The 22730-nt window shown below is 45.9% G+C and carries 16 protein-coding genes, 1 pseudogene and 1 riboswitch; of the genes and pseudogenes, 2 read left to right on the top strand and 15 right to left on the bottom strand.

Annotated elements, in window-relative coordinates; genetic code table 11:
• Positions 1-115: 115 nt before the first annotated feature.
• From EYS05_RS07545 to EYS05_RS07520, 6 genes and pseudogenes are all read right to left on the bottom strand, one after another.
• Positions 116-232 (bottom strand): annotated as a pseudogene (locus EYS05_RS07545) (sugar phosphate isomerase/epimerase); the annotation flags it as partial.
• Positions 233-423: 191 nt separating this feature from the next.
• Positions 424-2424 (bottom strand): CHAP domain-containing protein, encoded by a 2001-nt coding sequence (locus tag EYS05_RS17370; protein ID WP_158293318.1) that lies wholly within the window; start codon positions 2422-2424, stop codon positions 424-426.
• 31 nt (positions 2425-2455) lie between these two features.
• Entirely contained in the window at positions 2456-2977 is a 522-nt protein-coding gene (locus tag EYS05_RS07535; RefSeq protein ID WP_138276928.1) for a cysteine hydrolase family protein, read from the bottom strand.
• A gap of 101 nt (positions 2978-3078) precedes the next feature.
• Entirely contained in the window at positions 3079-5151 is a 2073-nt protein-coding gene (locus EYS05_RS07530) for a beta-galactosidase (protein WP_138276927.1), read from the bottom strand.
• 348 nt (positions 5152-5499) lie between these two features.
• Complete coding sequence (locus EYS05_RS07525; RefSeq protein WP_138276926.1) at positions 5500-6795, bottom strand: aminotransferase class V-fold PLP-dependent enzyme; 1296 nt, start codon at positions 6793-6795, stop codon at positions 5500-5502.
• A 676-nt stretch (positions 6796-7471) separates the two neighbouring features.
• On the bottom strand, positions 7472-8113 hold the full coding sequence (locus tag EYS05_RS07520) for a YczE/YyaS/YitT family protein (protein ID WP_138276925.1): 642 nt from the start codon (positions 8111-8113) through the stop codon (positions 7472-7474).
• A 363-nt stretch (positions 8114-8476) separates the two neighbouring features.
• Positions 8477-8584, top strand: a riboswitch (glycine riboswitch).
• 1 nt (position 8585) lies between these two features.
• Here EYS05_RS07520 and EYS05_RS07515 point away from each other — a divergent pair.
• Complete coding sequence (locus EYS05_RS07515; protein WP_174235839.1) at positions 8586-9995, top strand: alanine/glycine:cation symporter family protein; 1410 nt, start codon at positions 8586-8588, stop codon at positions 9993-9995.
• Between the two features lie 111 nt (positions 9996-10106).
• On the opposite strand, the gene EYS05_RS07510 is transcribed toward EYS05_RS07515, so the two are convergent.
• From EYS05_RS07510 to EYS05_RS07480, 6 genes are all read right to left on the bottom strand, one after another.
• Entirely contained in the window at positions 10107-12584 is a 2478-nt protein-coding gene (locus EYS05_RS07510; RefSeq protein WP_138276923.1) for a beta-mannosidase, read from the bottom strand.
• A gap of 119 nt (positions 12585-12703) precedes the next feature.
• Positions 12704-13261 (bottom strand): TIGR00730 family Rossman fold protein, encoded by a 558-nt coding sequence (locus EYS05_RS07505; RefSeq protein ID WP_138276922.1) that lies wholly within the window; start codon positions 13259-13261, stop codon positions 12704-12706.
• A gap of 303 nt (positions 13262-13564) precedes the next feature.
• A complete protein-coding gene (locus EYS05_RS07495) occupies positions 13565-15085 on the bottom strand; it encodes an FGGY-family carbohydrate kinase (RefSeq protein ID WP_138276921.1) in 1521 nt (506 codons plus the stop codon).
• 10 nt (positions 15086-15095) lie between these two features.
• Positions 15096-16028 carry a transketolase family protein gene (locus EYS05_RS07490; RefSeq protein WP_118515786.1) on the bottom strand — a complete coding sequence of 311 codons (933 nt, stop codon included), beginning with the start codon at positions 16026-16028 and terminating at the stop codon, positions 15096-15098.
• Between the two features lie 2 nt (positions 16029-16030).
• Positions 16031-16861: a transketolase gene (locus EYS05_RS07485; RefSeq protein ID WP_138276920.1), complete on the bottom strand. Its 831-nt coding sequence runs from the start codon at positions 16859-16861 to the stop codon at positions 16031-16033.
• Positions 16862-16977: 116 nt separating this feature from the next.
• Positions 16978-18378, bottom strand: a complete 1401-nt coding sequence (locus tag EYS05_RS07480; RefSeq protein WP_118515782.1) for an L-fucose/L-arabinose isomerase family protein — start codon at positions 18376-18378, stop codon at positions 16978-16980.
• Between the two features lie 233 nt (positions 18379-18611).
• Here EYS05_RS07480 and EYS05_RS07475 point away from each other — a divergent pair, with 233 nt between their 5' ends.
• Positions 18612-19619 (top strand): LacI family DNA-binding transcriptional regulator, encoded by a 1008-nt coding sequence (locus tag EYS05_RS07475; protein WP_118515780.1) that lies wholly within the window; start codon positions 18612-18614, stop codon positions 19617-19619.
• Positions 19620-19698: 79 nt separating this feature from the next.
• Here EYS05_RS07475 and EYS05_RS07470 read toward each other — a convergent pair whose 3' ends face one another.
• From EYS05_RS07470 to EYS05_RS07460, 3 genes are all read right to left on the bottom strand, one after another.
• Positions 19699-21156 (bottom strand): S1C family serine protease, encoded by a 1458-nt coding sequence (locus tag EYS05_RS07470; RefSeq protein ID WP_138276919.1) that lies wholly within the window; start codon positions 21154-21156, stop codon positions 19699-19701.
• Positions 21157-21252: 96 nt separating this feature from the next.
• Positions 21253-22050: a metal ABC transporter permease gene (locus tag EYS05_RS07465; protein WP_015526431.1), complete on the bottom strand. Its 798-nt coding sequence runs from the start codon at positions 22048-22050 to the stop codon at positions 21253-21255.
• Positions 22047-22709 carry a metal ABC transporter ATP-binding protein gene (locus EYS05_RS07460; protein ID WP_110103058.1) on the bottom strand — a complete coding sequence of 221 codons (663 nt, stop codon included), beginning with the start codon at positions 22707-22709 and terminating at the stop codon, positions 22047-22049. Before EYS05_RS07460 ends, EYS05_RS07465 begins: the two co-directional genes overlap by 4 nt.
• Between the last annotated feature and the right edge of the window lie 21 nt (positions 22710-22730).

Raw genomic sequence — 22730 nt, 5'->3', positions numbered from 1 at the left:
TAGGCATGTGTATATATTAACCATTATTTTCGGTTTTGTCCATATTTTTATCGGTATTTTTCAAAAAAATAAGCTGTAGCACATTAATGCGACAGCTTATACAAGAATATTCAGTTTACTTCAGCAGTTCTTTTTCAATCCTTTCCCCTGCCTCCGGAGCCTGTTTATTCATCTTCTCCTGGAAGCCAAACATGGATACACAGGCAATATTGTCACCGCCCACCTTCGGTGCAAGCTGCAGATATCCCGTCATTTTTTCCTGTATTTCACAAACTGTACAATATATGTAAAACTTTGTCGGTTGCTTACTGCAAAATTTCGATCCGTTTTGAAATAAGCTCCTTCACATTTATCAAAAAACTCCCTCACATATCAGTTTTTCTGATACATGAGGGAGTTTCTGATTTATGACTGATCTATGATCTATTTTGCTTTATAACGGTAAACGGTTTTCACTGCTGTGCTGTCTTTACCGATTGTCCAATCACTTTCGGAGGTTGTAGTCTGAGTCTGGAGTTTTTTGTTCTGGTACTGGTTCATGCGGTACCAGGCCTGGCCTCTGGCTCCGTGGCTTCCGTAGGCGCCGTTGCAGGTAGTTCCGCTGGAGCACCATACCCGGCTGCCGTTTCCTTTCCAGTTCAGCAGATAATAGGTAATGCTCGGGTCATCTCCATCTGCGCCGGAAGCAGCTACGGTTACCTGACTGGCTGCCACACTGTCAAAATGTACATAAGAGCCCGTCTGTGCAAAGTTTACATTCTTTCCGGTATTCGGTCCGCAGAAATGATAGTAATAATAGCCCACCAGCTGTCTGGAAGCAGATGTCTCCAGTGGTCTTACGGACTCATAAACACCACCATCATTGACATAGCTGAAGGTTGTTTTCTGATAGGTGTGTTTATACTGGATCGTATATTTATCGGAAGTGATATTCTTTGGAAGCGTATCCACATAAACCCAGTTTTTAGGTTTCGCCTTGATCTTAAAGGTCTTTGTTACGGTTCCGCTGTAGTTTCCCTTAAACTTCACCGTTACCTTATAAGTGCCAACATTTTTTCTTCCCCGGGAATATGACACCTTGTAATTACCGGAACTGATGGTTTTTTTATTCGCACCGGTTACTTTTACCTTCGGTGTTTTTACTTTTCCGTCGTATGTATAGCTTGTGGTGGAAAGCTTTATTGTCTTCGGATAATAGATGGTTTTCTTTCCGGTCACCGCACCGCAGGAACAAAGATACTGAACATATCCGTTTCTGGATGTAGTTGCTTTCTTTACCTGTTTTTTGTAGCTGTGTTTATGAGCTTTTCCGGTGATCTTAAAGGTTTTTGTAACGGTTCCCGAGTAATTGCCCTTAAACCGAACTGTTACCCGGTAAGTTCCAACATATTTTCTTCCGGCAGAATAGGTAACTGTATAGTTGTCTGCACTGATCACCTTATTATTGCTGTCTGTAACCTTTACCGTTGGCTTTTTTACTTTTCCATTATAAGTATAGCTTGTTCTGGAAAGCTTTATTGTCTTCGGATAATAGATGATCTGTTTATTCTGTATACTTCCGCAGCTGCACTGCTCCTGTGTATATCCGTTGGCAGTGGTGGTTGCCTTTACTGTTACTCTCTGATAGTTATGTGTATGTGTGACCGGAGCTGCCTGGACAGTGAAATTCACAGAATCCGAAAATGTATATGCATACTGTGCATGATTCACAGATGCCACCGCTACCCTGTAATTCCCCGCCGGCAGTGTGCAGGACCAACTTGTTCCATTCACTCCATACTTAACTTGCGTCGCATTGGATTCTCCTGCTTTATACACATATACATCATAATATCTGGCATAGCTTGTTGCATTCCAGGAAAACGTTGTAGTCTGATTCGCTTTTCCCGGATTCACGCTCACATATGGCTTGCCCGGTACACGAACGCCCGGATAGATAAAGCCAAGCAGCACCTTATTGGAATCATAAGGACGCCTTCCTCCGACTGCATTGGTCAGTGTATATCCATATGCAACTCCATGAGAGGATGTCTGATCTTTGTCCGTTCTTCCTCCCTCATCTACCGTAAATCTGTTGTTTCCAAGATTGGCTGTTACATAAGCAACATGTCCGTAATAATCTCCGCTCCATACAGCAATGGAACCGGGAACAGGCTCATTTCCTACTGCATAGCCCTGGTTGATAGCATTTTGCCACCAGTTTACCGCATTTCCCCATGCAGGCAGCGCGATTCCCTGTCTGTCATACACGCACTGCCATGCAAAGCGTGTGCAGGGGATCTCATATAAGCCATCTCGATCCACATCCTGTGTTGTAGGATAGGGATTACCGGCGGCTGTTACCATTGCCGCCGGCACCGCACTGAAGGCAGTTACTGCGGACAGCGCAAGGACCATCAATTTTTTCAGAAGCTTCTTTTTCATAGTATCCTCCTTTCCTGCGGTTTCATCCTTCTTACCGGATAATCCTGATCTGGCACGCCTCCATGGCTTTCAGTGCATTCTCATGACTCTCCGGTGTTACACCTGCGCAGCATGTGGCATCAACACAGATCGGCACTTCCGGAAGGGATGCCTTGATCAGAAGGGCATTGGAGATCACACAGATATCTGTGCAAAGTCCCACAAGAGTAATGCTTCCGATTTCTTCATCCTCATTGAGTGCAACCAGTTCTCCCGCCAGATCGGTGGAGCCGAAGGTTTCTTTGTCAATGGGTTCTGTTTTCCTTAAGGCGTCCAGTTCTTCCCGAATCTGCCATCCATCTGTGCCCCGGATACAGTGAGGAACCGGAAGGTTTTTCCCCTCCTGTGTCTCCAGATAATACGTTTCATGGGTATCTCTTGTGAAAAATACCTTTCCGTCAAAATCCCGGATCTTCTCCTCCACCTTCGGAACAATGGCAGCTGCCTCCTTCGTGCCAAGTGCACCGTCGATGAAATCATTTTGCATGTCTACTACAATGAGAATGTTCTGCATGTTTGTCACCCCTTGTTTCATAATTTATTTCTGTCCGGCAAGTTTATGATACCTTTATTGTGCATGCTCTCGCGGAAGATGTCAAGGTAAAGAAAAGTCTCTCATGCTTCAACAATCCGTACATCCCACGCAGGAATGATCAGCAGTGACTCAGCTTTGATCGTCTCACCAGTAAGTACGTCTTCTCCATCACTGTATTTATACGCAACAGACTGTTCCTTTGCAGAATAATTCAGAAAATACCGGACAGTTTTTCCAAAATCATTCGTTCCTTCACGAACGATCACCGGATATTCATAACCGGATAACTTTACCCCTGCATCGCCAAGAACAGCTTTTATCACATTCTGAAGTGTGGCATTATCTGTCATGCATCCCAGATAGTATGCCATACCCATTCCATACTTGTTTCTTGTTATTGCAGCATATCCTTTCCAGTTATAATGTTCATATCCTGCAAGCACCTCTGCGCCTTCCGGTTTGAGAAGTTCCATAAAGACCCTGGCTTCTCCAACCTCTGCCGAATCCGCATCATCAGAATTTATATCTGCATCTGCACTCCTTGCAAAATCATCCAAACTTTCCGCACCATACAGTTTTCCTGACAGCTTCACATTGCGCGGAAAGGTAAACTGATCATAGCTGATACCCAGAGCATCTTTAAGGATATGCGGCTGTGCATCTGCATGAACCTTCACATTCTCATTGGCAAAACCGCTTTTAAATGTCACGACCAACGTGCCACCGTCTTTCACATACTGATTCAGCCTCTCTAAAGTGCTGTCAGGTGCAGCATAAAGCGCCGGTACAAAAATCGCCTTATACTGAGAAAGATCCTCAGATTCCGGCCAGACGAAATCACACTCCACATTCATCCGGTACAGTGCATCGTAAATCCAACGCACCACATCATTGTATCGGATCTCTCCATTATCCCCGGAAGTCGCCTGGATACCAAACCAGTTCAGTGCAGTCAGAGCCTCATTACTCACCATCACAGCCACATCATTTTTCTTCTTGAGATTTACCATATGACTGCCTTTTTCCCGAAATTCCTTTCCAATGATGCAAGCCTCCCGGTAAGTATCATTCTCCGCAAGATCATGGCTGAGAAGCCCCTTCCAGTATGTCTCAAATGAATTATGGATAGAATGCCAGTGCCAGTACATCACACTGTTGGCCCCGGACGCAAGATGGCTGTAAGCACAAAGCCGAAGCTGTCCCTTATACGGCGTCCAGCATGGAAATCCCTGCGCTTCCGTCTCCAGCACCAGATAATTATCATGCTTCAGACTACGGATCATATCCCCACCAAAAGCGATCTCCGTACCGGTCAGCTCATCCTGAGAGGGATGATAAATATCGGTTCCGGCAATGGTCAGAGCCTCCGAAACATGCAGATGGTTCACATCCGGCTGCACTCCGTAAGAATAACCTCTCCACTCAAAATCCATATTGTGAGTAATAAACTGGTCTTCTCTCTTATACTCACTGACGATTCCGGCCTGCCAGCTTAAGAATCTATCCACCAGAGTCCTCTGAAATTTCTCAAACTCTGCTCCCAGGCTGCCGTTGATGGTTCCTCTCACATCCGGAAAATCCTCCCAGGCATCAATCCGATTGCTCCAGTAATCCAGCCCGAATTCATAATTCATGGCATCCAGATTATCATGAAATTTTTCTCTTAAATATTTCACAAAAGCCAGCTGTACATTCTTACCTGCTGTGCCGTAATATTTTGTCTCATTATCCACCTGGAAACCTATAACACATTTCCTGTGGGCACTGATCTCCATCAGCTTGCGGATCACACGCTCCGCATAAAAAAGATATACCGGATTGGTAATGTCCATGATCTGTCTTGCACCATAGATCCCTGCGCCTTTTTTCGTTGTAGCGATCACATCCGGGTGAGCTTTCACCATCCACGCAGGCACTGCGTACGTAGGCGTTCCGATGATCACATTGATTCCGGCTTCCTCCATGGCATCCATCACACGCTCCACATGAGAAAAGTCAAACACCCCATCCTGGGGCTCGCAGGTGCTCCACGTAGATTCCGCAATACGCACCGTATTGATCCCGGCTTTTTTCATCATATCTATATCTTTATCAAGTCTGTCATACGGCATGTATTCGTCGTAGTATGCCGCACCAAAAAGAATTTCCTTCATCTCTGCCTCCCACTGTGTGTTTTGATAATCCTATCTTAGCAGAAATTTCCTGCACAGAATATCATTTATTCAATATAATTATCATTTATCCCACATCAGTATCACTTGCCTGAAAAATCCCCAATATCCTTATAAGAAAGAATCCTGCTTGCAGGATTCTCCGCCTGCGACGGGTCGCTTCAGCGACATTATTCCTCTCCGTCGCAGTGTGATCCTGCCCGGAGGACTTTTTTATGTTATAGGAACATTACGAAGTAATTTCCTATAACATAAAAAACCGCCCTTTTCTTCCATGCCAAAACATGAAAAAAGGGCGGTTCCTGTTTCATTTTTTTACAAAAACTGTTTTTATTTACCTTCAGCAATATCCTTAGTGATCTTCAGGAACTTATCAATATCATCTGTTCCGTGACAGTGAAGCGGAGAAACACGCAACGCACCTTCAAGACCAAGAGTCTCAACAATACGTTTGGAATACGGGCTGCTCTTTACACGCTCGAACAGAGTAACACCGTGCTCAAGATATCTTCTTGCACACTCTGCATACTCAATACCCTCGATACCCATCGCAACAATGAGATCTTTGTACGTAAGATCCTCCATATCTACATAAACCTGAACACCCGGAATATGACGAAGCCCCGGAACCTTATCGGTACCTTCCAGCATACGGTACAGAAGCGCTCTCTCCTGAAGATGAATGTGATTCATACCCTCAACAAAAAGCTCACGCTTATTATATTTCTGTGCAGAATCACCCAGGAAATGCTTCCCGATACTGCAAACATAATCAATAACCGCCATCATAGCCGCAAAGTTAGCCGGAGCCGGAGTACCAAGAGCCCATACATTATCATCCTTGCAGGTCAGCTTGATATGCGGCATCACAGCAACACGGTCAGAAACATAAGCATAACCGCAGCCACGAACACCAAAGAACTTATACGGTGCAAAGTTGCAGACATCCACATCCCAGTCCTCAACATCGATCACTGCATGAGGAGCATGCTGAACTGCATCACTTACAATGTAGATATCCGGGTTGATCTCTTTTGCACGACGTGCGATCTCCTTGATATCCATGATATTACCGGAAATATTGGAAGCAGCCATAATACTGAGAAGAACCGTATCCTTATCTACATACTTCATGATCTCATCCGGATCAAGGCCACCAGTCACCTTATTAGCCGGAACCTCACGGAACTCCCTGCCGGTTTTTTTACAGTAATACTCAACCGCATCATGAGCAGACGGATGTTCCAGAGCAGAAGTAACTGCGTTCTTACCCCAGTCAACACCTTCCATGATCGTACCAACCGCATGGAACATGGTCTGGGAAGCAGTCAGCTCAGTGATAAGAGCACCACTCTTTGCACCAAAAATAACCTCCAGGATCTCCCGAGTACCATTCTTAACATAATCCGCCAGATCAAAACCTCTGCCACGAGCACGCTCCGGGCAATCCGGGAACTCCTCGATAGCAGCCTTAGCCTCAACCGCCTTCTTAAGCCGCAGAGAACCACCGGAGTTCTCAAAGAAAAGTCTCGCACCATACTGCGGATCCTTATCTGCATAATAAAACTGAGATTTCAGCTTCTTCTGATATGTATCTGAAAACAAAACGCCATGATTAAATTCCATAATCGTATCCTCTCCTTCATCACATAAGCCCCGGCAACCCGGACAGCCAGCTATTCATGAACACTCTCATTTCATACGACTGTGTTCATTATATATCTCTCATCAGAGGATATCATAACACATTTATAAATAGTTATAAAATGAATAATGTAACTGTATTATATTAACATTGTTTATATTTTAACACATCATAGCAGTTCTGTAATACCGTCAAAAAGCAATATGCACTTTTTACATAACCACGAACATTACAATTCTGCTTCTTAATATCGTTTCCTCATATCTCATCACATAAAAACCCAACCTGTCATCCCAGCTATCCAGCGAAGCGCTGATAGCCCATCCAACTCCCAAGCAGCCACACTACCCTACCACCCTGAAAAGCCAGCCCGCCAGGCGTGTGCTGCCTGTCACCGGACTCTGCAGGAGGGGAGCTGATTCTTGGCTGCCAGAAATCTGCGTTGTTTTACAAAAGTCCGCTGTCTGAGCGGCTACAAGACGCGAGTTCGGACTTTTGGAAAACGCTTTTAGCAGAATTCCGGCAGCCTAGAAGCCAGCCCCCGACGAAGCCCCGGTGACAGGCAGCACACACCTGGCGGGCGTCCCTTTTCACAAAAAAAAAACTGAACCAGCCACATTCCGCAGCCAGTTCAGCTCAACCCATACAACTACAAACTCACTCACCATCAACCCTGGCAAGCAGCTTCCCGGTAAAATGCCGGTTAAAGAAATGAATCACCGGTCCCAGCCCAAAAGCCGTCACCAGCGTACCAATTCCAATCACACCACCGGCAAAATAACAAATCAGCGCACAAACCACATCATTGGACATCCTGTGCCAGAAATAAGGAATTTTCGGCCATTTGTCCGTCATGATCAATGACAAACTGTCATAAGGCGCAACACCCTCATCCGGCATCTGATACATCGACAATCCCAGACAGATAATCGCAACGCCAACGCACAATGCCACAAGTCTCACCGGCATAGCCACCAGTTCCAGCCCCATAACACCCGTAAAAATATAATAAAAAAACGTACAGATATAAGCCAGGAACACCGCATTCACAACCGTACCGATTCCCAGAAACTTCCGTCCGAACGCAACCTGCACAACCAGCAATACAACATTCACCAGCAGCTGAAAATTACCATAAGCCATACCAAGCTTAGCCGCAACAGCCATATTCATCCCACTGAACGGATCTGTTCCCAGACCAGCCAGCTTAAAGATCGCGATTCCCATACCGGCCAGAATGTTACCGATACACATGATCAGAACATGCTTCCAGTTGATGTTTCTTAAATAATCCCCCATAAACCGTCTACCTCATCCTCTCTGAAAAATATATCAGACGAATACACTATCCGCCCTCACTACACAGAGCACGATCCCAAACGATCACTCTGTAACAGCTCTTTCATTCTATCACACCCAACCACTCCCTGTAAAACGCAAAACCTCAAAAAACAACAAAAAAACAACTGGCAGATCAGGCAGGCATAAAAAATCCCCAAACTCCCGATTATATGTCGATTAATTTTTCTAATAAATGCATTTTTTTTAAAAAACCCATTGAAATCCATCAATTCATGTGATACTCTGTGTTACAGTGTTTTTCTACACAAAACGAATGACCGCCACCGCCGCACACAAAAAGGTCCTGGCAGCATTCAAAAATAAAAAAACTCAGGAGAGTCTCTTCAAATCAAAAGGGAAGAGCGCCGAAGGTGTACGCAGCACACAAAATGCTGTAAATCTCTCAGGCAAAAGGATGGAGGAAAGAGTAATGTTTACACAAATCAACAACTTTATCACATGGTTTGACGGAGTCGTTTGGGGACTTCCGCTGATCATTCTGATCCTGTTCACAGGAATTCTGTTAACCGCTCGGTTAGGTCTTTTACAGGTAAGGCACCTCGGAAAGGCACTGAAATTCATGGTAAAAAATGAAGAAGGCGGCGATGGTGAGGTCACAAGCTTCGGAGCTCTGTGTACTGCACTTTCAGCAACCATCGGAACCGGAAATATCGTAGGTGTCGCAACTGCTATCGCAGCCGGCGGACCAGGAGCACTTTTCTGGATGATCGTAGCCGCATTCTTCGGAATGGCAACCAAATATGCAGAAGGACTTCTGGCGATCAAGTATCGTACCATTGACAAAGAAGGCCACGTTCTCGGCGGACCATTCTACTACATCGAAAACGGTATGGGAAAACAGTGGAGATGGCTTGCCAAGATCTTTGCATTTTTCGGAGCAGGTGTAGGACTTTTCGGTATCGGAACCTTCACACAGGTAAACGGTATCGCATCTGCAGTTACCAATTTCTTTGACCCGGATAAAGCACATACAGTAGCACTTTTCGGAAATACATATTCCTGGGCAACTGTAGTCGCATGTCTGATTCTTACCGTATGTGTAGGACTTGTCGTTCTCGGCGGAATTCAGAGAATCGCAAAGGTATCCCAGATCGTTGTACCGTTTATGGCGGTTCTCTATGTTGCACTGGCACTGATCATCGTGATCACAAACATCACAGCAGTACCTGCAGCGATCGTGACTATCGTAAAATCTGCTTTCACAGGAAGTGCACTTGCAGGTGGCGCAATGGGAACCATGGTCGTGGCTATGCAGAAGGGTATCGCCCGCGGTATCTTCTCCAATGAATCCGGTCTTGGTAGTGCCCCGATCGCAGCTGCAGCCGCTCAGACAAAGGAGCCGGTACGTCAGGGTCTTGTATCCATGACAGGTACATTCATCGATACCATCGTGATCTGTACCATGACAGGTCTTTCCATCGTCATCACAGAGACATGGAACACAGGTCTTGAGGGTGTTGCTATCACAACAGCAGCTTTCCAGAAAGGTCTTCCTTTCCCGCCGTTTGTAGCATCCTTCTCACTGATGCTGTGCCTGGTATTCTTCGCATTCACAACAATCCTCGGATGGGATTACTACGGTGAAAGATGTCTGGAATACCTTTTCAACAGAAACAAAGCCGCAGTTACAACATACCGCTGGCTGTACATCATCTGCGTATTCATCGGACCATATATGACTGTAGCAGCTGTATGGAACATCGCAGATATCTTCAATGCCCTGATGGCATTCCCGAACCTGATCGCTCTTCTTGCCCTGAGCGGTGTGGTCGTAAAGGAAACTAAAGATTTCTTCAAAAGACATAAAAATTACGAATAAGAAACTGCAAACACGCACAAACCCATAAAAATCCCCCCTAATATCATACAAAAAAGACGCGTACCTCTTTATCATCCGATAAAAGGCCGCGTCTTTTTCATTATAAAACTCCTACGCCAACGTCAGGATTTCCATCTGATGTGTAAGCTCTGCCGCATCCAGAGACACATCACTTCGTATATCTTTTTTCTCAAGCCGGATACACATTTCCTCTCCACCTGTCATATGGAAAAAATTATCCTCAAGAATTACATCCGCATCAGTAAATTCAATAGCTGTAAACGGGCTGAAGCAGCTGTTCTTCAAATGGATCACAAACGCATCCTCCTGCTCCTCCACCTCAGCGGCGATCTCCGGTTTATCCAGTTCCAGATATTTATATGGAACAAGAGTCTCCACATCACGGAGCACTTTTCCATCAGCAAGTGTCACTTCTGCCTCAAGGAAAATCTTATACTTCCTGTCTTCCCATCTGGAAACATCCACCGCCAGGATCTGCCCGGACTCCTGCACACCCACAGTGCCCTTTCCGGTAATCTTCTCAAGGATCTCGCATTCCATATTTTTCACATAAAAAACAACCTGATATGGCTGCGCTTCCATACTTTCATTTTCCAGATATACCTGCATGGTATCCTCATCCCGGCACATGCTCACAGCCTGTGGCGCATAGAATTTTTTCGCCATATAGTGAAGCGCCTTCCAGCGGCCAAAATAGTCGATGCTTGCCCAGGATGCCACCGGCCAGTTATCGTTGATCTGCCAGTAAAGAGTACCCATACAGCGGCCTCTGTGGCGTCTCCAGTGGTCCACTCCATACTTCATGGCCATTCCCTGGAGGATCTGGCTCACATAGAGAAGCTTGCGGAAATTCTCCGGATAACGGAAATTCTCGGAAAGGTAATACAGGATCTTTCCGTTGGCTGCAGGATTTTTCTGGTGGTTCTCCATCACCCTGGAAAAAATATTCCGGTCTTTCTCTTCCGTAAAACTCTCCACAGTTTTCAGGCACGGAAATGACTGGAAGCCAAACTCCGAACAGAAACGGAAATAATGCTTCTGATAATTGGTAAAAGGCTTCTGACCATGCCATACATCCCAGTAATGACAGTCGCCCCGGTTCTCATCATCCGGGTCATCAAAACAGCCTCCGGAGCTTGGGGAAGACTGCCAGAAAAAGGTCTCGCTGTCTGCTGCTTTCACAGCTTTCGGAACCACATGCTCAAACATTTTTATGTAGTCTGCACGGAGATATTTCGACTCACTCTGCACCTCCGGCCAGTGATCCCAGGCCGACTCCATCTCGTTATTTCCGCACCACAGTCCAAGGGATGCATAATGACGGAGGCGTTTTACATTCTCCGTGATCTCCTTCGTGATATTCTCTTCAAATCCTTCCGTGAGATCATAAACATTACATGCAAACATCAGATCCTGCCATACGATCAGTCCCATCTCATCACAGAGATCATAAAAATGATCCGAAGGATAATAACCGCCGCCCCACACACGGACACAGTTAAAATTGGCACGTTTGCAGGATTCCAGAAGATACTCCTGAAGCTCCGGCGTGATCCTGGAATAGATACAGTCCTCCGGAATATAGTTTCCGCCCATGGCAAAAATCTTCACGCCATTGACACAGAACGCGAACTCTTTTCCCCAGAGATCTTTTTCCTGGCTGATGGTAAGGGTACGGAGACCGATGCGTTTCGTTATGGTTTCCAGAACTGCGCCGCCCTCGTCCAGAAGCTCCACCTGAACTTTATATAGCGGCTGATCGCCGTAACCATTTGGCCACCAGAGTTTCGGGTTATGGATCGTGGATGTCAGAGTTATTTTCCCTCCTGCTTCCGGCTTGTAATCTGCACGATCACATCCACAGACACTCTCCGCATCCTCCAGGACACTCACTCTCACCCGACACTTATCCACATCATCTCCGCTTACAGTCACCGTTGTACACACATCCACAGCATCATCCCCATGCACCTGTGTAATCTTCACATCCTCAATCCTTGGATGACTGTACGCTTCCAGATAAATATCCCGGAAAATTCCGGCATCAATGGTCTGAGGGCCCCAGTCCCATCCAAACATACAGTGCGCCTTCCGGATCAGCTGGTTTCCTTTCATTCCACCGCAGGGAACATAGTGGATCTCTTTATTTTCTTCATACTCATAATCTTCGATATATTTGAATACGGAACGGAATACGATCCGGATCTGATTCTCCCCGGCATGAAGAAATTCTTTTACATCCAGTTTCCAGATACGGTGCATATTGTCTGTAGACCCGGCTTTTTTTCCATTGATATAAATATCCGTCAGTGTATCCAGTCCCTCACAGACCAGAACCACTTTCTCTTCTTTCAGAGCATCCTCCGCAACCACAAACGTTCTGCCAAATTCATAGTCCTTCCAGAACAGTTCCCTCGTAGCATCTTCATTGGTGCGGTAAAAAGGATCTTCGATCTTTCCGGCCCCGTAAAGTCCGGAAAGCACAGATCCCGGAACCTGCACCTCACATAATGTATCTTTCCCCGCTTCCGCCAGTTCCCACCGGCCATTTAACATGATCTTCCTCATAAAATATACCTTCTCCTGTAAAAACCCTATTTTTATGCAGTCCCATATATAGGACTATTGTATTCTTTACAATCTGTCCTATAATTCAGACTTTGTTTTCACTGTTCTTACAACCCTTTTTATAACTTTCCACCATAATTCCGGTAATTCTCAATATAATCCAGAATCTCCTCCGGGTCTTTCATGAACCGGCACTTACCCACAACATCTCTGGACATGAATTTCTCACCGGCCGTATACTCCAGAAGTGCCCTCATACTGTCATAATACCCCTGAATATTATAAAGCACGATCGGCCTGTCGATTCGTCCCAGACTCTTCAATGTCAGGATCTCAAAAAACTCCTCATAAGTACCAATTCCCCCAGGTACCACAATAGTTGCATCAGATCGGCTTTCCAGCAGATGCTTTCTTTCTCTCATGTTCTCAGTAAAAATAAACTCTGTACAATGCTCATACAGAACTCCCGGCTGGTCAAAAAATCTCGGCGCAATACCCAGAATATAACCATTCTCTCTGTCAACGCCTCTGGCTGCCGCACCCATCAGACCTTCTTTTCCGCCGCCGAAAACAAGACCGTGACCACGTTTTCCCATCAGCCGTCCCAGTTCCTCTGTTTTCTCATAATAAATCTTTTTCAGCTCTGCACTGGATGCTCCATATATACAAATATTCATGCTTCTGTCTCCTTCCCTGCTGCCTCCACAAATGCCCGAAGAAGCTTCAGCTGCTCCGAAGAATCATACATCATCTCCGGATGCCACTGCACTGCCACTGCAAATGGATGATCATTTATCTCTGAATATAACTTTTGCCGGCCTCTGCATATGATACTGACAAAGACCGGCTTTCCGTCATTTCCGATACATCTGGAGTGTATCCGGAAATGCCTGTTATTTTATTATAATCTGACATACACATGGGGTCAAGCAAATGCCGCTGCCTGAACTCCCATTTTTATACTGAGAAATTTTTTATAATTATACGAGAACTTTTTCTACTGCGTTTTTCCAGCCGCTGTATTTCTGGTTTCTTTCCTGCGAGTTCATAGATGGAATAAACTGATTACGGTTCTTCACCTCAAAAATGCTCTCCATCTTATAAAGTCCGCAGCTTAATCCGGCCATCAGGCCTGCTCCGAATGCGGAAGACTCCTCACATCTCGGAAGGCTTACTGTTGTTCCTAAGATATCACTCTGGAACTTCATCAGATACTGGTTTCTTGTAGGACCGCCGTCTACACAGAGCTCTTTTACAGTCATTCCATCTTCTGCCTTCATCATCTCAACGATATCTGTGATCTGATAAGCAATAGATTCCAGGGCTGCTTTTACAACCTCTTTCTTTCCGGTTGTCCTGCTCATTCCATAGATAATGGCTTTTGCATCGGATTTCCAGTAAGGTGCTCCCAGACCGGAAAATGCAGGAACCAGATATGTAGTATCGTTTTTGTTTGCCTGCTCTGACATTTCCTGAGTCTCTCCCGGAGAAGTTATCAGTCCCATGTCGTCTTTCAGCCATGTGATAACTGCGCCTGTGTAGTTGATATTTCCTTCCAGTACATAGGTAACTTTGCCGTTAAGCCCCCATGCAAGAGAAGTTACAAGACCAAGATCTGACATGATCGGTTCTGTTCCTGCGTTCATCATAACAGAGGAACCTGTCCCATATGTAGCCTTGACCATTCCCTTTTCGATACAGCCCTGTCCGAACAGTGCTCCCTGGGAATCTCCGATCACACCGCAGATCGGGATTGGAGTCTGGAAATATCCCTCAAAATCAGTTGTTCCGTACTGCATGCTGGAATCGCACACTTCCGGAAGCATATCTGCATTAATGCCAAACCAGGTGCAGATCTCTTTATCCCATTTCAGGTTATGGATATTGAAAAGCTGGGTTCTGGATGCATTGGAATAATCCGTTGCATAAACCTCGCCTTTTGTCAGTTTAAACAGAAGCCAGGTGTCAATGGTTCCCAGGCAGAGATCGTTGTCTCTTTTTGCCTGTTTTACCTCTTCTACGTTCTCCTGAAGCCATGCAAATTTCGCTGCCGGGAAATACGGGGAAAGGTGCATTCCTGTCTTCTGGCGGATGATCTCTGCAACACCACCGTTTTTCTTCTGCTCACGGTCAGGATCGATCATCACGTTTGTTTTAATACGCTCACAGATTTCGGAAGCTCTGGAGCACTGCCATACAATGGCAGGTGCCAGAGGCTCGCCTGTGCTGCGGCTCCACGCTGCGGATGTCTCTCTCTGATTACTGATTCCAAGACACGCGATCTCTTCTTTCTGGATCCCGGCTTTCTCTACAAGGTTCTTTACAACCTGGATCGTATTGCTGTAGATCTCGGAAAGATCATGGGAAACCCATCCTTTTTCGTTGATCAGCTGTCTGTGAGGAAGGTCTGTTCTGCAGACCAGATCACCGTTCACATCGAACAGGATCGCTTTTGTTCCCTGGGTACTCTGATCAACCGCAAGAACATATTTTTTTTCCATAATTTTCACCTTATTTCAGCGCGTCTTTTACAGTTTTTGCGATTCCTTCTGCGTTCATTCCGTAGTAGTCAAATACTTCCTGGGAGGTTCCGCTTACAACCGGAGCATCCGGAAGTGCGATATTCAGGACTTTGCGTGGGCACTCAGCACCAACAACCTGACTTACCATAGAACCAAGTCCGCCAAACGGCGCATGCTCCTCAGCAGTTACAACAACCTTTGCATTGGATGCAGCTTTTACGATTGCTTCTTTATCCAGAGGTTTTACACAATACATATCAAGAACTGTTGCGTGGATGCCGTCTTTCTCAAGAAGTTTGGCAGCCTCGTAAGCCGGGCGTACCATTTCGCCACATGCGATGATCGCTGCGTCTGTTCCTTCTGCAAGAACAGTTGCCTTATCCATTTCGAACGGGCAGTTGTCCTCTGTATAGATATCCTCAACCGGATTTCTTCCTACACGGATATATGCCGGTTTCTCATCCTTCAGAAGCGCCTCGATCAGCTTTGCAGTCTGGAAACGGTCACTTGGAAGGTAAACTCTCATGTTCGGGATTGCGGACATAGCTGCGATATCCTGTGCGGAATGATGGCTCATTCCAAGGGCACCATAGCTGATTCCACCACTGATTCCGATCAGTTTTACATTTGTGTTGGAGTATGCAACATCGATCTTGCACTGCTCATAGCTTCTTGTGGAAAGGAAGCATGCAGGAGAAGCTGCAAAAGCTTTTTTGCCGCAGTGTGCAAGACCGGCGGACACGCTGACAAGGTCCTGCTCAGCGATTCCCATCTCAACGAACTGCTCCGGATACGCCTCTGCAAAAGGTGCTAAAGATGCAGATCCTCTGGAGTCACTGCAGAGAACAACGATATCTTTATCTGTTTCCGCTTCTTTTAAAAGTACGTCACAAATTGCTTTACGGTTTGGGATCTTATTCATAATTACAGCTGCTCCTTTCTCTCTTCAAAATCCTTCATGATCTGCTCATACTCTTCCTGACTCGGTACATGATGATGCCAGGATGCTTTGTCTTCCATAACTGCGGAGCCTTTACCTTTAACAGTGTTTGCGATCAGAACTGTGGGCTGGCCCTTTGTCTGTTTCGCTTCCTCAAATGCTGCATGAAGCTGCTCAATGCTGTTTCCGTCAGCAGCATCGATCACATGCCATCCAAAACTCCTGAATCTCTCATGAAGATCGTCATGTCCCATAACGTCCTCTGTATTTCCGGAGATCTGGAGTCTGTTGCGGTCAACGATCGCGCAGAGGTTATCCAGTTTATACTGATGTCCTGCCATAGCTGCTTCCCATACAGAACCCTCTGCAAGCTCACCATCACCCATTACTGTGTATACACGGTAGTCTTTCTTGTTCATTTTTCCTGCAAGTGCCATACCTACGCAAACCGGAAGTCCATGTCCCAGAGAACCGGAGTTCATCTCGATTCCCGGAAGCTTGTTGTTTGGATGTCCGATATACTGTGTTCCGAATTTACTGAATTTCTCGTTTACTTCTTTGATATCAAGGAATCCTTTCTTTGCAAGTACTGCATAGTAAGCTTCTACGGAATGCCCTTTACTCATAACAAAAAGATCTCTGTCCGGATCATTCATATTCTCCGGGGAAATATTCATCTGATCAAAATACAGTGTGACCAGAGTCTCCATAACACTCATATCACCACCGATATGTCCGCCTTTACCGGCAACGATCATATCTACGGTGTCTTTTCTGAGATCATACGCAAGTTTGCTTAATTCTCTAAAATCCATGCTGATTCCTGTCCTTTCTTTTTTCAGTTTATATGTCTCACAGCTTTACGCATATTTTTCCTTTATATCGGGGATTTTCCCAGTCCGGAAAAATATGCTGCTGTTTTTTATCTATATCATTCTCCGCGAAGATAAGCTTTTACATCTTCCTCGATCGGGTCATACAGATCCGGTGTTACGCCGATATATTTGCATGCCTCGTAAAGTACCGGAACAACGTTCTTGTGGATACCGACACAATGATGGATGTATGGTCCTTCAACCAGTTTAGCCTCAAGACGTTTGATATTCTCAACCTCAACCCAGAGGTAAGTTCCCATACCTTTCGGTCCGTCGATACCTTTTGCGTTTCCAAGAAGAAGAGAATACTCTCCGTTGTCTCCGTCAAAGCGGACCAGGGAAACGTCGCCGTGTTTTGCCTCCGCTGTAATGCTTCCTGGATGCTCGAATGCCAGCGGGTAAGTAAGCTTCGGTGTCTCTTTTGCAATGGAGATCGGCCATGGTCCGCAATGCTGAAGAAGCTCGCCGTTTTCTACATCAGGATGGCGGATGGTCCAGTCAGCGAAGAAGCTTCTTGTTTCACCCATACCTGCTGCCTCTACCATAAGAGCTGTGATCGCACCGTGGATATCTGTCTCACATACAGTCGGGATACCCTCGTCATTTAACAGGGAGTTTGCTGCACATGGCATGATTCCAAGCTCGCTCTGAAGCTGATTCCAGCACTGGATCGCAATTGCTTTGCAGCCGTATTTCTCTGCCAGATGCTTCATGGCAACCTTAAGAGCAGCTACATTCTCAAGTTCATTCTCTTTGACGCAGATCTCCATGTTGTCGCGGCAATACTGCATAACCTCCTGAACCTCTGTCTGCTCTGCTTTTGCTTTCTTTACTTCATCAGTAAGCTCCGGCATCGGGATCGGTGCAAGCTGAATATTGAATTTCTCAAGGAGCTCGCCCTCGTTGCACATGGTTGTCCAGAAATCGAACGGTCTTGTAGAAATCTGAAGGATACGGATATTTTTAAATGTTTTTACTACATTACAGACAGCAAGGAAATCTTTGATCCCTCTTTCGAATACCGGGTCATTCAGTCTGCAGTTTGTCATGTATGTAAATGGAACACGGAATCTTCTTAAAACTTTACCTGTTGCAAAAAGTCCGCACTGTGTATCACGAAGTCTTGTTCCGTCCGGCTCAGGTCTCTCATCCAGAGGTCCCCACAGAAGGACCGGAACATCAAGCGCTTTTGCAAGTCTTGCACACTCATACTCTGTACCGAAGTTGCAGTGTGGAAGGAAAAGTCCGTCAACCTTCTCTTTTTTAAATTTGGCGATGATCTTCTCAAGACCCTCATCATTGTAAAGAAGACCCTCATCATTAATGTCTGTGATATCTACGAAATCAACGCCAAGCTCCTCAAGTCTCTTAGCAGTAAGTCCGCGATATTTTACTGCATCCGGTGCGCTGAAAATACTTCTTCTGGTTGGTGCGTAACCAATTTTGATCTTGTCCATTTTTGAACTCCTTTCGTGAATCCAGGTTTACTGGTTTGCGTTTATTCTTATATGATCCATTTGCTCTGTTCTCTTTTGTTATCTGCATGATATCTTGAAATCCACTTTATTTATACACATAATAAAGTTATTTATACTTTATTTTCCACTTTATTATTGTAAATACAGGTGAAAAAGATTATAATTGAAACAATTTCAAGGACACACTACCGTGGATAAAGGAGAACTATATTATGGGAATCACAGCAAAAGAACTGGCCGCCAGACTGAACCTCTCAGCCACAGCTGTCTCCATGGCACTGAACGGAAAACCTGGCGTCAGCACAGAAACCAGAGCCATGGTCATCCGGGAAGCAGAAAAAGCCGGCTATGACTTCAGCCGACTTTCCATGAAAAAAAATGCGTCCGGAGATATCTACTGCATCATCTGCCGGGCACACAACGCGATCTTAAATTACACACCTATTTTTTCAGAACTTACCGACGGCATCGAACAGGAATGCCGAAAAAACGGATACCATCTGAAAACCTTCCAGCTTTATGAAAAAATCGATGATCTCCAGAAATATATCGAAGAACTCCGCATTTCCCAGTGTGCAGGTGTCATCCTTCTGGGAACCGAAGTCTCTGCTTCCGTATGTCATGAATTCCTCCAGCTCTCCGTCCCTGTCATTCTTCTGGACTCTTACTTTGACTCTGCCGACTGCAGCTGCGTACTCATCAACAACGCACAGGGAGCCTACCTTGCCACCAGCTACCTCATCGACCGCTGTGGCCGCCAGCCTGGACACCTCTGCTCTTCTTACAGGATCACTAACTTCCGCGAACGGACACACGGTTTTCACCGGGCAGTACGCGAACACGGAATGTCCACTGCCAAATCCATCATTCACGAACTCTCCCCATCCATCGAAGGAGCCTTCTCTGACATGCTGGAGATCATAGACAGCGGAACCCCTCTTGCCGGCGCATACTTCGCAGACAACGACCTCATCGCCATCGGCGCCATCAAGGCCCTGAAACTCCGCGGCTACAAGATTCCCGAAGATATCACCATCGCAGGCTTCGACAACATCTCCGAAGGCCGCGTCATAGACCCCGCCCTCACCACCATCGACGTCCCCCGAAAATTCATGGGACAGACAGCCGCCGCCCAGCTGATCCGGGAGATCAAAACCCCCGTCCCCCACTCCGTAAAAATCGAAGTATCCACCACATTGATCAAACGGTTCTCTGTATAAAAAAAGAACACCCCAGGCAATATCCCACTTGCCCGGGGTGTTCTTTTCGAACGACAGGGATGAAAAAGACCCTGTATGATCAGTCATGCAAACCATTCTGCTCAAAATCTCTGAACAAGCTGGCTTCTCCATCATCAGCAAATGCATCTGCATTCCCCTGATCGGAGTCATCCTGTCCTCCCTGGATATCTGCATCCTGGGAATCCTGGCTATCCTCAGAGCTGTCCTTGCTATCCTTGTTGGAACTGTCATCCTTACCAAGTTTTACAGTAAGTGTCTTCGTCTTATACTCATTGCCATCCAGAACTGCAACCGTCACATCGATTTTTTCCTTCGGCTCATAATACTGAAGCAGCTCAACCAGCTGATCGATACTGGTGATCGTTTTACCATCAAACTCTGTAATGACCATATTCTTGGTAATACCTGCATCATCGGCAGGGCCGCCCTCGGTTACTTTCGAAACAAATACTCCCTGTGGGATACCATAAATCTGTACAGCCTCAGTACTTACCGTACTGCCTGTGATACCAAGAATACCATGATTATCCACTTTATCTCTTGCCTTGGCATTCATCATGTTCTCAAGAGAATCCGCAACATCAGAAATTGCAATGGCATAACCCATACCTTCAACCTCAGTAGAAGCAAGCTTGGAAGAGTTAATACCAACAACCTCACCATCCATATTCAGAAGCGCACCGCCACTGTTACCAGGATTGATAGCCGCATCTGTCTGGATCAGGTTCACGCCCTTGTTGATACTGCTGCTGTTATCTGTAGAATCACCAGACTCGATCTGGCCTGATGCATCTGTCTTACGGTTCTTTGCACTGACAATACCGGTAGTAACAGACTGGCCATAGCCAAGTGCATTACCAATGGCAACAACCTGCTCACCGATCTTCAGATCATCAGAGCTTCCGATCTTTGCAACAGCAATTGCATCCATTGTATCATCAGAAACATCCTTCGTTGCAACAGAAACAACTGCAAGATCCTCGTTTTCATCAAAGCCCTTTACCGTAGCCTCATAAGCTTTACCATCTGCAAAGGCAACTGACAAGGTATCGGCACCATCCACAACATGATAGTTTGTGGCGATCAGCAGCTCAGAATCTGTTTTTCCGATGATAATACCGGAACCGCTTCCTTCAACTTCCTGCTCCTGGCTCGGCGCATACTGGGAACCAAACATGCTGTAATAATCCTGAACCTCCTGAACGGACTTGGTTGTGATGGCAACTACAGAAGGCATTGCCTCCTCAGCAACATCTGATACATCCAGACTGCCCTTTGTATCGGAGGATTTTGTAGCCTCTGTATCTTCGCTGTCTTTATTTGATTTTTTATCAGACTTCATAAGAGTCAGATTCTCGGAGCTGTCGGTTGCCGCCTGTACGGACTGTGCATCGGAGAAATAATTTATACCTTCATATGCACCAACTCCAATGCCGCCGGCAAGTACTGCACACAGGCTGATGGTTGCACCCTTTTTCATCATTTTCTTTATTTTTAATTTTCTATTATTGTTCATGGTTAAGTCCTCCCTGGAAAAAATTTCTTCTCTGTTTCCTTTTGATGCTTCAAAGTATATGGGTTAATTGTGTTTACTTTGTGGGAAAAATGTGTTTTATTTGTTAAAACTTTTCACTGTCATCACAACTACAAACCACGCAACCTCAAGAAGAACGATCATTCCGCCTGGTTTCAGTCCGGCGTAATAGGAAAGAAACAGTCCGGCAATGGTGGTACATACCGCCACGATAATGGCACAGATCAGTGTACCCTTATAGCTTTTTGCCATCTGCATGCCACACGCCACCGGAACTACCAGCATGGAGGAAACGATCAGGGTTCCTACTGTACGGGACGCAATGGAAACTGTCAGAGCCGTCAGAATAGTAAAAAGAAAATTAATATTCCGCACGGAAACACCGGATATCCTTGCCGCATTTTCATCAAATCCGATATAAAACAGTTCCCTGTAAAAAAACAGCACTGCTGCCAGTACCAGCACACTGATCACAACCACCAGCGCCAGCTCTCCTTCACTGATGGACACAATACTTCCAAACAAAAAGCTGTTCAGACTGGCACCGTTTTCCACAAAGCCGGACAGCACACCGGCCAGTCCGATCCCGGCAGACATGACAATGGAGATCGCTACCTCCGAATAACGCGGGATTTTTTTTCGGATAGCCTCAATTCCAAGAGCAGCTACGATGCACATCACTACTGCACCGGCTACCGGATTCACTCCAAGTATCAGTCCCAGCACAACACCGGCCAGTGAAGAATGGGAAAGCGCATCTCCGATCATGGACATCCGTTTCAGAACAATGGTGATCCCGATGCAGGGCGTGATCACAGCCAGAAGGATTCCCACCAGAAAAGCCCTCTGCATAAATCCATACTGTAAAATACTCATACTTCGTCGATCCTCCCCTCTTCCGCTTTAAAAAACCGGTTTGCTCCTTTAAACTCACCGGAATTTCCATGAGTAACCATAAGGATCGTCAGCCCCTGTTCCTCATTCCGCTTCTTCAGAACTTCTGCAAGTGTTTTCACAGAAGCCATATCCATTCCTGTAGTAGGCTCATCCAGGATCAGGATCTTCGGTTTTCCTGCCAGTGCACGTGCCAGCATAACCCTCTGCTGCTGTCCGCCGGAAAGATCTCCGATCCTTCTTTTCCAGAACTCTTCCATTTCCATCTCCGCAAGTGCGGCTTTCAAGCGCGGGATCTCTTTTTTTGCCCGAAAACGTGCCTTCCAGGAAGAGGAATACACGCCTGTCATCATGATCTCTTCCACAGTCGCCGGAAAATTCTGGTTTCTGCTGATACTGTTCTGTGGAACATATCCCAGATCTCCCTTTCCGAATGTGGCAGAAATATCTTTTCCATTTACGGTAATACTTCCCTCCTGAGCCTTCAGTTCACCCAGAAGAAGCTTCAGAAATGTACTTTTTCCACTTCCGTTTTCACCGGTAAGGATGGCATAATCGCCATCCTTCACCTCCAGGTTCACCTGATCCAGCACAGGTGTCCCTGTATAGTGAAACGAAAGATTCTCTATCAAAATTCCCATAATTTCTCCTTTTTTTGTTAC

It is taken from the genome of Blautia sp. SC05B48, from assembly GCF_005848555.1.
In the GTDB taxonomy this organism is placed as follows: domain Bacteria; phylum Bacillota; class Clostridia; order Lachnospirales; family Lachnospiraceae; genus Blautia_A.
The sequence above is the reverse complement of the archived record's forward strand: the minus strand, read 5'-3'. Positions and strand labels throughout refer to the sequence as shown.